The following is a 13,726-nucleotide window of genomic DNA, read 5'->3' on the forward strand; positions in this document are numbered from 1 at the left end:
ACGCAAACCACGAGCCACTGAAACCCGGCCCAATGGCGGCGGTGCGCGACCAGAGCTCTGCCAGGCCGACAAGCGAGCCGGCCACTAAGGTGCTCGCCCTTCCCCGCTGATTCCGCGAACGGGCCTCAGGTCTTCCGGCTCATCGCCTCGATGACGGTCACCAGCGCGGCCGTATCCAGCCTCGCGCCACCGCGCCCCATCAGGGCATTGAGCTGTTGCCAGACCACCGAGGCGATGGGCAGTGGCGCTCCCAGCTCGTGGGCCTCGCCCAGCAGAATCCTGAAGTCCTTATGGTGCAGCCGGCAATCGACGCCGCGCTCGAAATGGCCCGTCACCATGCGCTCGCCCATCACCTCAAGCACCCTGGAGGCGGCCGAGCCGCCCATGAGCGCCTGGCGCACCTTGGCCGGATCCACCCCGTTGGCCTTGGCCAGATTCATGGCTTCGGCGGCCGCTTCGATGGCTGCGACCATGATCATCTGATTGCACGCCTTGGCCACCTGACCGGCACCGTTCTCGCCAATACGGACAATGCTTCTGCCCAGGATCTCGAGGACCGGAAAACTCCGGGTGAAGGTATGTTCGTCGCCACCGACCATGATCGCCAGCGAAGCTTCGAGCGCGCCCTTGGGGCCACCCGAGACGGGCGCATCCAGCCAGCCGATCTGCCGTTCGGCGTAGCACGCGGCGAGCATGCGGGCCGTGGCCGGCGCAATCGTGCTCATGTCCACGTGAATGCCCCCCGGCTCGAAACCGGCGAGCAAGCCATCGCCGCGCAGCACGAGATCTTCCACATCGGCGCTGCCGGTGACCATGGTGATGACAAGCTCGCTGCGTCTGGCCAGTTCGGCGGGCGTGCCACACCAGCCGGCGCCATCGGCGATCACCGACTCGGCCGAGGCTTCGCGCCGCGCCCACACGGCCACATCGTGGCCCGCGCGCATGAGGTGCCGCACCATCGAGGCCCCCATGTCACCCAGCCCGATGAAGCCGATCCTCATGCCTCGCCCCCGCTCATGGTCTCGAGCAGCTTGAGCATGGCAATCGAGTCATCCTCGCCCATGCCGCTGCCGACCATGGCATTGAACATCTGTGCCGTGATGGCCGCCGATGGCACGGCCAACCCCAGGCGATGCGCCTCTTCCATGACGATGCGCATGTCCTTCTGATGCATCCAGGCCTTGAAGCCGGGCTTGAAGTTGCGGTCAAGCATGCGCTGACCATGGTTTTCGAGGATACGGCTGTAGGCGAAGCCGCCCAGCAGCGCTTCGCGCACGCGGGCCGGATCGACCCCGCTTTTCTGCGCAAAATTGAGCGCTTCGGCGACAGCGGCAACGCCCACACCAGTGAGAATCTGGTTGCACGCCTTGGCCACCTGACCGGCCCCCGAGTCGCCCACCAGGTTGATGGTCTTGCCCACGGCCTGAAGGGCCGGCAAGGCCTTGTCGAAGGCGGCCTGTTCGCCACCGACCATCACCGTCAGCGTGCCGGCAATGGCGCCGACTTCACCACCGGAGACCGGCGCATCGAGCATGGAGACACCCCGTGCCTTGAGCTTGTCGGCAATGTCGCGGGCGGCCGCCGGGGCGATGGTGCTCATGTCCACAAAGACCAGACCATCACGGGCGCCATCGGCCACGCCCTGCTCGCCAAGTGCCACCTGGGCCACGTCGGGGGCGTCGGCCACGCAGGAGATCACCACATCGGACGCTGCCGCCACCTCGGCCACCGACCCCAGGGCCCTGGCGCCGTGCTCAACCACCGGTGCGAGAGAAGCCTCCCGCCGCGCCCAGACATTGACACTGAAGCCCGCCTTGAGCAGATTCAACACCATGGGGCGTCCCATCAAACCCAGGCCGATAAAACCGATATTCATTTAAGCTCTCCTTGCCACTTGGATGTCCGGCCGTTCACGGCCGACTTTGAGCCATTGTAACCAAGGCCCGCGACGCTGTCGGAAACAACACGCCCATGACTTCAGACGACCGGAACTTCGAGCACGAACGAAAACTCGACGCCCGAGTACGCACCGGACTGGTCCAGACACACCTGGAGAGCAACCGGGTCTCGCTGGCCGGGTCAGTGGTGGTCAGCACCCTCGTCCTGCTCTTCTCCGATGCGGAGGGCCACCTCTTTCAGGATGTCCTGATCTGGTGGGTCGTGCTCACGCTCACCACGGCATTGCGCCTCTGGCACGTGCTCCGATTCAAGAAAGCTGCAGACCCTGACCAACGTGCAGCGCGTCTCTATCCGATCCTGATTGTCGAAGCCGCCATCGCCGGCGCGCTCTGGGGCTTGCTGTGCACATGGCTATACCCGGAAGACTCCAGCGTACTCAAGGAACTGACGGTGCCGATCATCATGGGGGTGTCCTCGGCAGCGCTGGTGTCGCTGGGGCCCATCCTGCCCGCCTACATCGCGTTCTTCGGGTGCATGCTCATCCCGGGGACTGTCGCCATGGCCCTGCGGGACAGCTACGTGGAGCACATGCTGGCACTCGTGCTGGGCTTGCTGAGCATCGCACTGCTGCTCAACGGCATCCGCATCAGCCGCAACCACATGCGTGACCTGCGCCTGACGGCAGAGTTGGAGAGCGCGCTCCACAACGAGGCCCAGGCCCGCATTGCCGCCGACGCGGCCAGCGAGGCCAAGACCCGCTTTCTGGCTGCCATGAGCCACGAGATCCGCACGCCCATGAACGGCGTCATCGGCATGGGCCAACTGCTTTCCCGCACCGAACTCAATGAACGCCAGCGACGCTGCCTCGATTCGCTCAATGACTCCGGCAAGCACCTGCTCGGCCTCATCGACGAGATTCTCGATTTCGCCAAGGTCGAATCAGGTCAGCTCACGGTGCGTCACACCCCCACCGACCTGCGTCACCTGTGCCAGCAGGTGGTGGACATGTTCACGCCGCGCGCTGAAGAGAAGCGGCTCTCGCTGCTGTACAAGGTAAGCGACAGCGTACCGGCCATGATCGAGACCGATCCCCAGCGCATGCGCCAGATTCTTACCAACCTAGTGAACAACGCCATCAAGTTCACGAGCAAGGGCGGAGTGACCGTCAATGTATCGGCGCGACTCGACGCAGAAGGCGTCAAGCCCCTGCTCGAGATTGCCGTCATCGACACCGGCATCGGGATTGCGGCCGAAGAGCAGCACCGCATCTTCGAAGCCTTCGCCCAGGTGGACGACAGCATGAGCCGAGCCACCGGAGGCGTCGGGCTGGGGCTGGCCATCTCCCGCGATCTGGCGCGCCTCATGGAGGGCGACCTCCTGTGCAAGAGCGTGCCCGACGTGGGCACCACCTTCCGCCTTCAGCTCCCGCTGCGCGTTCCGGCGCAACCGCGTCAGGCGCAGGAGGTCCCGCAGGAGCCCCCGGTCGGCAACAGTTTTCCGCGCTTCAGCGGGTGCGTGCTGGTGGTCGAAGACAGCCCAACCAACCGGGAGGTGGCGGTCATGACCCTGCAGGAACTGGGGCTTGAGTGCGACATCGCCGAAGACGGCCGCGAGGCGCTCGAGCGCCTGCATGAGCGTCGCTACAGCCTGGTGCTCATGGACTGCCAGATGCCGGTCATGGACGGCTACGAAGCCACACGCGCCCTGCGCAAGCTCGAAGAAGACCTGGGCTGGCAGCGCACGCCCGTCATTGCACTGACGGCGAACGCGGTGGCGGGCAACGAAGCGCGGTGCTTTGGCGCCGGCATGGACGACTTTGTCCCCAAGCCCTTCGAAATCGAGGACCTGGTGAAGGCCCTGAAACGTTATCTGAGCGTTCAGCGCGCGGCCTGAATTTGCCGTCATGGAACGATGTGTGCGGCGCAAAACGCTGCCATAATCGCGCACATGAAATACGCCAGCACCATCAAGGAAATCGGCCGTGGCGCCAAGGGGGCCAAACCCCTGCCGGTCGATGCCGCCAGATCCCTGTTCACCGACATCCTCGCGCAACAGGTGCCCGAGCTCGAACTGGGCGCCATCATCCTGTCCATGCGCATCAAGAGCGAATCGCTCGACGAGCTCATCGGATTCAAACAGGCCATGGACGCGGTCACGCCGCAACTGAGCGTGCCGGCGGGCTGGCGCTGCGTGGTCCTGCCCAGCTACAACGGGGCGCGCCGCCAACCCAATCTCATGCCCCTGCTCGCCATGCTACTGGCGCGCGAGGGCGTCCCGGTGCTCATTCAGGGCCGGCATGACTTCGACGCCCGCGTCAGTCCCTTCGAGCTGCTGGCGGAACTGGGCATCACGCCGCAGCAAGACGTCCAGGCGGCCAGCGCACAACTGGCGGCCGGCCAGGTGGCCTGCCTCAAGCTCGACACCCTGTTGCCGGGGCTGGATGCCCTTCTGGCGCTGCGGCCCCGATTGGGTGTGCGCAACAGCGGCCACACCATGGCCAAGCTGCTCGATCCGGCCCGGGGCCACAGCGTGCGCGTGGTCGCGGTCACCCACCCCGAATACCTGGAGCGCATGGATGAGTTTCTCCTGGCCGATGGCGGCAGTGCCATGCTCATGCGTGGCACCGAGGGCGAAGCCTATGCCAACCCGCGGCGACGCCCGGCCATGAAACTCTATGCCGACGGTGCGCTGGTCGAGACGATCGAAGCAGAAGCCGGCGGTGCACCGCCCCACGCGGATGTCCCCGACGTGCCCGAGGTGCGCGAAAACGCCGGACTCATCCGCGACATGCTCGCCGGCAAGACACCCATCCCTGCGCCCATCCGGGCTCAGGCCGAGGCCCTGATCCGCCGCGCCCGCCTCACCTGACCCCGGCACCCGCCGCACCAGTGTTGTGCAAATTGCACCAAGCTGGCGCACCCGAATTCGACTCGGGGCGATTTTGCAGCGCAAAACCGCCTCAAGCACGCCAGATCTGGCTGGCACGCCGGTTGCTACATTGCGCAGCAAAGGAGTGCCCATGTCTGAGACCAAATCCACCTGTTGTTATTGCGGCGTCGGCTGCGGCGTCATCATCGAGCATGATGGCGACCAGATCACCGGCGTGCGCGGCGACCCCGACCATCCAGCCAACTTCGGTCGCCTGTGCACCAAGGGCTCGACACTCCACCTGACGGCGGCGCCCGAGACCCTGGCGGTGCGCGCCAAGGTGCCGCAACTGCGCACCACCCGCGACGCGGCCCGCCTGCCCAGCGACTGGGACACGGCCCTCGACCATGTCGCCGGGCGCTTTGCCGACATCATTCGCACCCACGGCCCCGACGCGGTTGCCTTCTATGGCGCCGGCCAGTTGCTGACCGAGGACTATTACGTCTTCAACAAGCTCGCCAAGGGCCTGATCGGCACCAACAATCTCGACACCAATTCGCGCCTGTGCATGTCCAGTGCCGTGGCCGGGTACAAGCTGAGTCTCGGCGCCGACAGCCCACCGTGCAGCTACGAGGACTTCGACCACGCGGGCTGTCTGTTCATCACCGGCAGCAATACCGCCTTCGCCCACCCGATTGCCTTCCGCCGCGTCGAAGACGCCCGCAAGGCCAATCCGGACATGAAGCTCATCGTGGTGGACCCGCGCCGTACCGACACCGCTGAAGCCGCCGACCTGTTCCTGCCCATCCTGCCCGGCACCGACATCGCGCTCTACAACGCCATGCTGCATGTGATGCTGTGGGAGGGGTGGATCGACCAGGCCTATGTGGACGCGCACACCGAGGGCTTCGATGCCCTCAAGAAGCTGGTGCGCGATTACAGCCCCACCAGTGCCGCCGACATCTGCGGCATCCCCAAGGCCGACATCGAAAAGGCCGCCGAGTGGTTTGCCACCTCCAGCGCCACCCTGTCGCTCTACTGCCAGGGTCTGAATCAGTCCAGTTCAGGCACCCACAAGAATTCCGCGCTCATCAACCTGCATCTGGCCACCGGGCAGATCGGCCGTGCCGGCGCCGGCCCCTTCTCGCTGACCGGGCAACCCAATGCCATGGGGGGCCGCGAAGTCGGCGGTCTGGCCAACCTGCTGTCCGCCCATCGCGACCTCGCCAACCCGGAGCACCGCGCCGAAGTGGCCGCTCTGTGGGGCATCGACGATGTGCCTGCCGAACCCGGCAAGAGTGCCGTCGAACTGTTTGAAGCGGTCAAGGAAGGTCAGATCAAGGCCGTGTGGATTGCCTGTACCAATCCCGCGCAATCGATGCCCGATCAGACACTCATTCACGAAGCACTCAAAACCGCCGAACTGGTGGTGGTGCAGGAAGCCTTCGAGCACACCGAAACCTGCGCCTACGCCGACGTTCTGCTGCCGGCCACCACCTGGGGCGAGAAGAACGGCACGGTCACCAACTCAGAGCGCCGCATCAGTCGGGTGCAGCCCGGCGTGGCCGCCCCCGGCGAGGCTCGCCACGATTGGGCCATTGTCTGCGACTTCGCCCAGCGCCTGGGCCACACGCTGGGCAAGGGCGCGCTGGCCGAGCGCCTGTTTGCCTACGACGGCCCCGAAGCCATCTGGAACGAACACCGTGAAAGCACCCGGGGTCGTGATCTGGACATCACCGGCCTGAACTACGCCATGCTCGAAACGGCGGGTCCACAGCAGTGGCCCTACCCGGAAGGCGCGACCGGCGGCCAGGTGCGCCTGTACGAGGACGGCGTCTTCCCGACCCCGAGCGGCAAGGCACGCTTCGTGGTCACCGAATACAAGGCCACGGCCGAAAAACCCAGCGCCCGCTATCCGCTGCACCTGATCACCGGCCGCCTGCGCGACCAGTGGCACGGCATGAGCCGCACCGGCCTGGTGGCGCGACTCTACAGTCACGAAACCGAACCGCTGCTGCACATGCATCCGGACGACCTCGCCCGCCGCGATCTGGGCAACGGTGACGTCATTCGCGTCAAGTCGCGCCAGGGGAGCGTCGTGCTCAAGGTGCTCGAGACCGATACCGTCCGCCCCGGCCAGTGCTTCCTGCCCATGCACTGGGGCGGCAATGCCATGGCGGGCACCCTGGGGGTGAACGCACTGATGCCCTCGGCCTTCGATCCCTATTCGAAGCAGCCGGAGCTGAAGCACGCGGCCGCTCAGGTCGAGAAGGTGACCAGCGGCCACCCGATCGTGGCCATGCGTCGGGTGGATGTCACCAAAGAGAACCCTTACGAGGTCATGGCCCGGATCCGCACCCGTCTGGCCGCTCTCCCGTACGCCAGCCTCACCCTGGCCGGCCGGGACGTGCCGGTCGTGATGCTGCAATCGCGGGTGGAAGAGCATGAGCCCGAACTCATCAACGCCATCGACGCAGCATTCTCGCTCGATGATCCGACCCAGGCCCTCAGCTATGCCGACCCGCGCCGCGACATCGGCAAGCGCGCGCGCATCGACGACGACATCCTCACGGCGGTGCGGCTGGTGGGCGAAACCAAAGCCGCCGAGTGGCTCGCCCAGTTGATGACGGTCGGCGCCTCCGCAGCGCCCATGCGCCGCTGGCTGCTGGCGCCGGTCACGCAACCGCCCGAGGGCGGGCCCACCCGCGGCAAGGTCATCTGCAACTGTTTCGACATTTCCGAGGACGCCATCAAGGCCGCCTTTGACGCTGGCGAATCCATCGAACAGCTTCAGGCACGCACCAAGTGCGGCACCAATTGCGGCTCCTGTGTGCCGGAACTGCGGCGCCTGAAGAATCAGTACCGTCTGCCGGCCTGACCACCGCCCCCTCGCCATCCCGGTGAGGGGCAGCCCCGTGACCTGACCAAGGTCTGAGCCTGCGCGGCAAAGTGTCGCAAAGCCCGCTTCCAGGGCGTCACGCTCGCTATATTCGCCGGATGCCTGATTTGCGCGTCCGGATGCCCATTCGTATCGCCGTGGCCTGGGTGGCCATGGTGATGCTGCTCGTGGCGCCCCTGGCCGCACAGCCGGGCACCGCCGGAAGCAGTGCCTCGTTCATCGAGCTCTGTACCGGGCAGGGGATAGAGCAGGTGAGGGTCGACGACGGCGCCGCCGGCGACGTCCCCGGTTCGGCCTGCGGCGGCGAGCGGTGCCCATGGTGCGTGCTCCAGGCCACGCCCGCCGTGCCCGCCACGCGCGTGTCGATGGCACCGCAACCGACCAGGCCGATCCTTCGCCTCAACCACGCGTTCGCCGACGCGCCCCTCGCCAGGCGCGATGCGGACCCACCCCCATCGCGCGCGCCACCCCGCCTGTATCACTGACCCCACGCCAAACCATAGCTGACACCGGCGGCCACCGGCCGACTGGTGCCCCTTCGTGCGTCCGTCGTCCACTGCACGCGGATGCCCACGATGTTTCCCGAGGTCCTCCATGCAGGTATTCCGACTCGCGCCGATCACTGCGGCGCTGTTCGGCACGGCGCTGTCGTGCCACGCCCAGACACTCGTCCAGCTCGACGAAGTGAGCGTCACCGCCACCCGTGAAGCACGCGCCACCGCCGACGTCCCGCAGGCCATTTCCGTCATCGGCCGCAGCGCGCTGGCCCAGAAGAAAATGTACAACCTGAAAGAAGCGCTGGAGGAGATCCCGGGCGTCATGGTCGACAGCAAGAACGGCGGCTTCGACGCCCGCCTGATCATTCGCGGCGCCGGCCTCAAGGCGCCCTACGGCATCCGCGAGATCATGGTGCTGCGCGACGGCGTGCCGCTGACCGACCCGGACAGCTTCACCCGGCTGGACTTCGTCGACACCCAGGACATCGAGCGCATCGAAGTGGCCAAGGGGCCGGGCAACCTGTTCGCCTCCGGCAGTGCGGGCGGCGCCATCCAGGTCATCTCGAAATCGGTGTTCGATGACAGCGCCAACAGCGCACGCATCGGTCTGGGCACCCAGAGCACCGAGAACTATCACCTGCGCTACGGCGGCATGATCAGCGACACGCAGGCCCTGGCGCTGACCGTGTCTCACCGCAACCAGGACAATGACTGGCGCCACTGGAACAGTTTCTCCACCACCCAGACCTCGATCAAGCATGGCTGGATGCTGTCCGGCGACGACACCCTGGAGAGCGAGCTGTCGTATGCGGAAGCCGACATGCAGTTGCCGGGCAGCATGGACGAGTCCCTGTTCAACGCCTATCTGCATGACGGCCGCCAGCGCGATACCGACGACCCGTGGAAGCACTCGGGCCGCTACTCCAAGGTCTGGTTTTTCAACACCCGCCTGGAGATGGTGCGTGGCGACTTCAGCTTCAAGCCGCGCTTCTACTACAACACCTGGCACCACTATCACCCGGTCACCGGCCTGATCAACGACCCCTCCTCCTGGGTCAGCAACATCGGTACCGATCTGGAGGGGCACTGGCGTCACACCGACGGCACCCTGGTGGCGGGGGTGTCGATCCGCCGGGAGAAGGCACCGGACCAGAAGAAGTACGAATACCGCGACGTGCGCACCCTGCCGAGCGGACGCATTCTCGCCACCCTGTCGGACGCCCGGGGCGACCTGGCGTCCACCAGCGACAGCGAGAGCCTGCTCACCGGCCTCTACGTCCAGGAGAGCTGGCGCCCCGGCGAGCGCTGGATCGTGGACTCCGGCCTGCGTTACGACGTGATCGAGATGGAGAACACCACCGACGAGATCACCCAGTACAGCTGGGCCCTCGGTCGCTATGTGGCTGGCGACGGGTACGAGCACACGAAGAAGACCTTTCGCCTGCCGGCTCCCAAGCTGGCCGTCACCTACAAGCTCGGTGGCGGCATCAACCTCTTCGGCATGATTGCCCAGGCCGCCCAGGTGCCCTCCTCCGGCGAGGTGTCGAGCAACCCGTCGCTGGACGCTTCGGTGTCGCGCAATATCGAGTTTGGCCTCAAGGGCCGCCACCGGGACTGGAGCTTCGACGCCAGCGTCTATCACACCACGGTGCGTGACGAAATCGTCCAGATCAACACCGGCGGGGTCACCGAATACGCCAACGCCGGGCGGACAGACAAGAAAGGCATGGAGCTGTCGGGCAGCGTCAACCTGGGCCACGGCGTCTCGCTTGGCGGTTTCTACGCCTGGTCGGACTACACCTATGACGCGTTCAGCGAGCCGCTGCGTGTGGGCTTCACCACGGTCAACGAGGACCGCGCCGGCAAGCGACTGCCCTTCATCCCCCGTCATCAGTACGGCGCCCACATGGCCTGGACCACCGGCGCCTGGAAGCTCCGCCTGGCCGGACTGAGCTGGGGCGAATACTGGATGGACAACGCCAACACGCAGAAATACCAGGGCTGGGACTGGGTGCTGAACCTCTCGGCGAGCTATCAGCAGGGCCCCCATGTCATGTCCGTCAACGTGGGCAATCTCACCGACAAGCGCTACGCCGTGGAGGCCAAAAAGGACACCAGCGGCAACCTGAGCTACACCGCGGCGGCGCCGCGCTCCGTGATGCTCACCTACCGATATGACTTCAACTGAGGCAGATCACATGAGATCGATCCTGATGATGATCACCGTGCTCGCCATGAGCCCCCATGCACTGGCTCAGCATCGCCACGACGGTGGCGCTTCGGGCGCAGGCGCCGACGCCACCTCCTGGACCACCGTCCCGCGCCTGCAGCCGGCCGGTGGCGGTCGTGGCGAGATGCGCCTCGCCCTGGCCGGCATCGATGCCCCCGAACTGGTCATCTACGCGCCCGGTGGCGCACCGGAGACCCGGGTGCGGCATGTGCCGGTCGAGGCGGGTCGCGCCCGTATCTCGCCGGCCGCGCCGATGACCGGCAACTACCACTGGGTTCAGGGCCGCGAGGTACGCCCGGGCATGTTCCACGTGGCCAGCACGGCGGTGTACTTTTCCAACCCCGGCCCGGCGCCCACGGCCCTGCTGGCCGAGCCCAGAAGCGAGCTGGAGATCGTGCCGACCCCGTTGCCGCGCGAGCATTCACGGTATCGCGAGGGGGAGCGCTGGCCGTTCCTGGTGCGCTGGCAAGGACAAGCGCTCGCCGCCCAGAAGCTCGTTCTGGAGACGGCCAACGGCAGCCGGACCGAGGCTCTGAGCGACGCCGATGGCCGCGCCGTGTTCGTCTTTCCGCTCGATTTCGACCCTGCGCAGCGCCCGGGCGGCCACGACCGGACGAGCGCGCCCTTCGTGCTGTGGACCGAGCACCGGAGCGACGGCGTGCACTACCTGAGTTCATTCACCAGCCAGTATTCGCCAGCCCCCGAACGCACCCGCAGCCTCGCCTGGGGTGCCGGCTTCGGCCTGTTCGGCATGGCACTCGCCGTGCCGCTGTTGTTTCGCCGGGAGCACCGCCATGACTGATGCCACATCCCATCGCCCGACCCTTGGCCGGATCCGTCTCGGTGTCCAGCTGTTCATGTTCGTTCTCACCGTCTGGGGCGCCAGTGTCGTGGGGCATTACGCGGCCGACAAGATTTCCGACGCGCTGCCCGCGCTGTCCTGCGCCTACGACATGGAGAACGGCAGCTACTGCGTGCTGATTCCCCTCCAGCACCAGATGCATCACCGGGTCGGTCAGGCCCTGGTCAGCGCTCAACAGGTGGGCCTCAAGATCCTGCTGCCGCTGGCCATGACCCTGCTGAGCTTCCTGGTCTTCTTTTTCATTCTCGGCAAGGCGTTCTGCGCCTGGGTCTGTCCCCTGGGAACGCTGCAGGAGCTGATACAGCGTGTGGGGCGGCGCTTCGGCCTGCCACTGCATGCGCTGAACAAGACCGGCACCCATCGGGTTCGCCCCGTCAAATGGCTGATCCTGCTGGGCCTGGTGCTGGCCCTGCCCCTGCTCACCGGGCTGGGGGTGACGCCGCACGAATTCGGCAATCCCTACTGCGACGTGTGCCCCGCCCGCATCGCCACCACCCTGCTCAGCGGCAACACCGAGCAGCTCTCGATCAACGCCGCCAGCCCCCTGAGCTTTGCCATCGGCGCCCTGGGCAACACCCTGTTCGGTTTCGTTGCCGTGAGCGCTCTGGCCATCCGCCAGCCCTTCTGCCGCATGTGCCCCATGCTGGCCCTCAACGGCGCCTTTCGCCACCTGTCCCTGACGCGACTGGTCAAGCGCCCGCACGACAAGTGCACCCGGTGCGGCATCTGTACCCAGGCGTGCCCCATGGATATCCACAAAATCCAGTCTCAATCGGGGCGCGCGGCCTTTCATGAAGACTGCACCCTGTGCGGTCGATGCGCCGAATACTGCCCCGACGACGATGTGATTGCGCTCAAGTTCGGCCCCTGGCGCCTGTTCCGCTCAAGCCGTGCCTACTACAAGCGCCGCGTCAAAGGCGAATCGCCCCAGGGGGACGTCAAGCCGCTCAAGCGCCTGCCCCGCCCCGCGCCGGAGCGGCCGTGAGCCCGGACGTTCTGGCCGCCTGGGTGGCACCTGACGGCCGGATCGGGCTGGCCGGCGCCCTGCTGCTGGGGCTGTCCATGGGCCTGACGGCGTGCACGGTCACGTGCCTGCCCTTCATGGGCACCTGGGCGCTCGGTCGTGCCGGCAGCCGTCGGGAGACCTGGCGCCATACCGCCGCCTTCATTCTCGGGCGTGTCATGGCCTATGCCGCGCTAGGGGCGGTGGCCGGTCAGATGGGGCAATGGTTGCTGACGGCGCCGCAGGGCCGTCCGGGGATGCTGGCCCTCGGCGTGGCCAGCACGCTGGCGGGTCTGTGGTTGATGGCCTCGGGCGCGCCCACCGGCCCGACAGCGCCGGCATCCGGCGACACGCGGCCGGTCACTTATCATCCGGCGCGTGCCGGCGCCGTGTCCACGTGCACCCGCCATCGCCTCAGCGCCACACCGCCGCTGCTCATGGGCGCCGCCATGAGCCTGACGCCGTGCGCGCCGCTGGGGTGGCTGATCGGGGTGTGCGCCAGCTCGGGCAGCCTGGCGCAGGGGTTGGGTCACGGGCTGGCCTTCGGCATCGGCGCCGGGGTAACACCGCTGATCCTGCTGGTGCCGGCCTTCGGCCTGCTGGGGCGGCGAATGGTGGATGATCGTGCCTGGCTGGGGTTCTGGCTGCGCCTGGCCGCTGGCGGCGTGCTGATCTTTCTGGGCACCCAGCGGCTGTTCTCGGCGTAGCGCGTCGGCGCGATGCTCAGGCGTGCCCGGGGCGACGCAGCATGTCGTCCCGCAAGGCCACCATGAAACGATGTGCCGTGGCACGGCGATCCGCCAACGCAGCCGTGTCTTTCGACGGGTCGAGAAACGGCGAAAACGCCACCAGCTGATTGGGGTCGATCGCCTCGGGCGGCACGAAGGCCATGGCCCAGGTCGCAAACTCGCGCACCGCAATCTTCGACTCGTAAAGCAGGTGATTCTGGCTGTTGCGCGGGTCGCGAACGATGTCCTCGTACAAGGCGCCGACACGAGGTTCGTCCCCTTCGAGCACCTGCATGAAGGTCTCGCCGTGATAGACCAGCAAGCCGGTGATGCCTTCGCGCTTGTTTCGCCGACGCGAAACCTCGAGCAAGGCCAGCAGATCGTCTGCCGCCATGGCCCGGGTGGCGCGGCTGATATACACCAGTTGAATCAGTTCCATGGTTCGCCCTGCCTGTCCAGCCATCGACCAACGGCACCGACAGCGCGACCCATCGTCGCAGCGCCGGCCTGAAACGCTGCTTTCAGTCTAGATTCTCGGAGATGCTCTCCCCAAGTACTGTGCGCATCGTCCTGCTGTGCGCCACGATCACCGTCATCGTCGTCTTCGCGCCCTGGCTGGCTGCGCAGACCGACCCTGCCGAGCCCGGCCTGTTCAACCAGCTGTGCACTTCGCTGGGGATCATCGACGCGCCGCCCGAGCCCGCGCCACCCGCTCATATGCATCACTGAGGCCAGTCAAA

The 13,726-nt window shown here is 66.5% G+C and carries 12 protein-coding genes; 9 read left to right on the plus strand and 3 right to left on the minus strand.

Annotated elements, in window-relative coordinates:
- Positions 1 to 125: 125 nt before the first annotated feature.
- Complete coding sequence (locus J0W34_RS17860; RefSeq protein WP_230969681.1) at positions 126 to 1,001, minus strand: NAD(P)-dependent oxidoreductase; 876 nt, start codon at positions 999 to 1,001, stop codon at positions 126 to 128.
- The gene (locus J0W34_RS17865) at positions 998 to 1,876 is read right to left on the minus strand and encodes an NAD(P)-dependent oxidoreductase (protein ID WP_227816609.1); all 879 of its coding nucleotides are present in this window, start codon (positions 1,874 to 1,876) and stop codon (positions 998 to 1,000) included. Before J0W34_RS17865 ends, J0W34_RS17860 begins: the two co-directional genes overlap by 4 nt.
- A 95-nt stretch (positions 1,877 to 1,971) precedes the next feature.
- On the opposite strand from J0W34_RS17865, the gene J0W34_RS17870 reads away from it, so the two are divergent.
- The 8 genes from J0W34_RS17870 (at position 1,972) to J0W34_RS17905 (ending at position 12,965) form a co-directional block, all read left to right on the plus strand.
- Positions 1,972 to 3,792 carry an ATP-binding protein gene (locus tag J0W34_RS17870; protein WP_230969682.1) on the plus strand — a complete coding sequence of 607 codons (1,821 nt, stop codon included), beginning with the start codon at positions 1,972 to 1,974 and terminating at the stop codon, positions 3,790 to 3,792.
- Between the two features lie 54 nt (positions 3,793 to 3,846).
- Positions 3,847 to 4,767 carry a DNA-binding protein YbiB gene (gene ybiB, locus J0W34_RS17875; RefSeq protein ID WP_230969683.1) on the plus strand — a complete coding sequence of 307 codons (921 nt, stop codon included), beginning with the start codon at positions 3,847 to 3,849 and terminating at the stop codon, positions 4,765 to 4,767.
- A gap of 151 nt (positions 4,768 to 4,918) precedes the next feature.
- Positions 4,919 to 7,645 (plus strand): nitrate reductase, encoded by a 2,727-nt coding sequence (locus tag J0W34_RS17880; RefSeq protein WP_230969684.1) that lies wholly within the window; start codon positions 4,919 to 4,921, stop codon positions 7,643 to 7,645.
- Between the two features lie 140 nt (positions 7,646 to 7,785).
- The gene (locus J0W34_RS17885; RefSeq protein ID WP_230969685.1) at positions 7,786 to 8,151 is read left to right on the plus strand and encodes a DUF2946 domain-containing protein; all 366 of its coding nucleotides are present in this window, start codon (positions 7,786 to 7,788) and stop codon (positions 8,149 to 8,151) included.
- Between the two features lie 109 nt (positions 8,152 to 8,260).
- A complete protein-coding gene (locus J0W34_RS17890) occupies positions 8,261 to 10,351 on the plus strand; it encodes a TonB-dependent receptor (protein WP_230969686.1) in 2,091 nt (696 codons plus the stop codon).
- A 10-nt stretch (positions 10,352 to 10,361) separates the two neighbouring features.
- Complete coding sequence (locus tag J0W34_RS17895) at positions 10,362 to 11,195, plus strand: hypothetical protein (RefSeq protein ID WP_230969687.1); 834 nt, start codon at positions 10,362 to 10,364, stop codon at positions 11,193 to 11,195.
- On the plus strand, positions 11,188 to 12,240 hold the full coding sequence (locus tag J0W34_RS17900; protein ID WP_230969688.1) for a 4Fe-4S binding protein: 1,053 nt from the start codon (positions 11,188 to 11,190) through the stop codon (positions 12,238 to 12,240). Before J0W34_RS17895 ends, J0W34_RS17900 begins: the two co-directional genes overlap by 8 nt.
- Positions 12,237 to 12,965 (plus strand): sulfite exporter TauE/SafE family protein, encoded by a 729-nt coding sequence (locus J0W34_RS17905; RefSeq protein WP_230969689.1) that lies wholly within the window; start codon positions 12,237 to 12,239, stop codon positions 12,963 to 12,965. The genes J0W34_RS17900 and J0W34_RS17905 overlap by 4 nt, the downstream gene beginning before the upstream one ends.
- Positions 12,966 to 12,981: 16 nt before the next feature.
- Here the strand turns inward: J0W34_RS17905 and J0W34_RS17910 are convergent, their stop codons facing one another.
- The gene (locus J0W34_RS17910; protein ID WP_227816617.1) at positions 12,982 to 13,425 is read right to left on the minus strand and encodes a BLUF domain-containing protein; all 444 of its coding nucleotides are present in this window, start codon (positions 13,423 to 13,425) and stop codon (positions 12,982 to 12,984) included.
- Between the two features lie 101 nt (positions 13,426 to 13,526).
- On the opposite strand from J0W34_RS17910, the gene J0W34_RS17915 reads away from it, so the two are divergent.
- Complete coding sequence (locus J0W34_RS17915; protein ID WP_227816618.1) at positions 13,527 to 13,715, plus strand: hypothetical protein; 189 nt, start codon at positions 13,527 to 13,529, stop codon at positions 13,713 to 13,715.
- Positions 13,716 to 13,726: the final 11 nt, after the last annotated feature.

The sequence above is a fragment of the Nitrogeniibacter aestuarii genome, assembly GCF_017309585.1.
GTDB classification, from domain to species: domain Bacteria; phylum Pseudomonadota; class Gammaproteobacteria; order Burkholderiales; family Rhodocyclaceae; genus Nitrogeniibacter; species Nitrogeniibacter aestuarii.

Coding starts and splice junctions, on each gene's coding strand:
- J0W34_RS17910 (WP_227816617.1), bottom strand. CDS start 13,425: ATGGAACTGATTCAACTGGTGTATATCAGCCGCGCCACCCGGGCCATG.
- J0W34_RS17915 (WP_227816618.1), top strand. CDS start 13,527: ATGCTCTCCCCAAGTACTGTGCGCATCGTCCTGCTGTGCGCCACGATC.
- J0W34_RS17885 (WP_230969685.1), top strand. CDS start 7,786: ATGCCCATTCGTATCGCCGTGGCCTGGGTGGCCATGGTGATGCTGCTC.
- J0W34_RS17860 (WP_230969681.1), bottom strand. CDS start 1,001: ATGAGGATCGGCTTCATCGGGCTGGGTGACATGGGGGCCTCGATGGTG.
- J0W34_RS17865 (WP_227816609.1), bottom strand. CDS start 1,876: ATGAATATCGGTTTTATCGGCCTGGGTTTGATGGGACGCCCCATGGTG.
- J0W34_RS17880 (WP_230969684.1), top strand. CDS start 4,919: ATGTCTGAGACCAAATCCACCTGTTGTTATTGCGGCGTCGGCTGCGGC.
- J0W34_RS17895 (WP_230969687.1), top strand. CDS start 10,362: ATGAGATCGATCCTGATGATGATCACCGTGCTCGCCATGAGCCCCCAT.
- ybiB (WP_230969683.1), top strand. CDS start 3,847: ATGAAATACGCCAGCACCATCAAGGAAATCGGCCGTGGCGCCAAGGGG.
- J0W34_RS17900 (WP_230969688.1), top strand. CDS start 11,188: ATGACTGATGCCACATCCCATCGCCCGACCCTTGGCCGGATCCGTCTC.
- J0W34_RS17890 (WP_230969686.1), top strand. CDS start 8,261: ATGCAGGTATTCCGACTCGCGCCGATCACTGCGGCGCTGTTCGGCACG.
- J0W34_RS17870 (WP_230969682.1), top strand. CDS start 1,972: ATGACTTCAGACGACCGGAACTTCGAGCACGAACGAAAACTCGACGCC.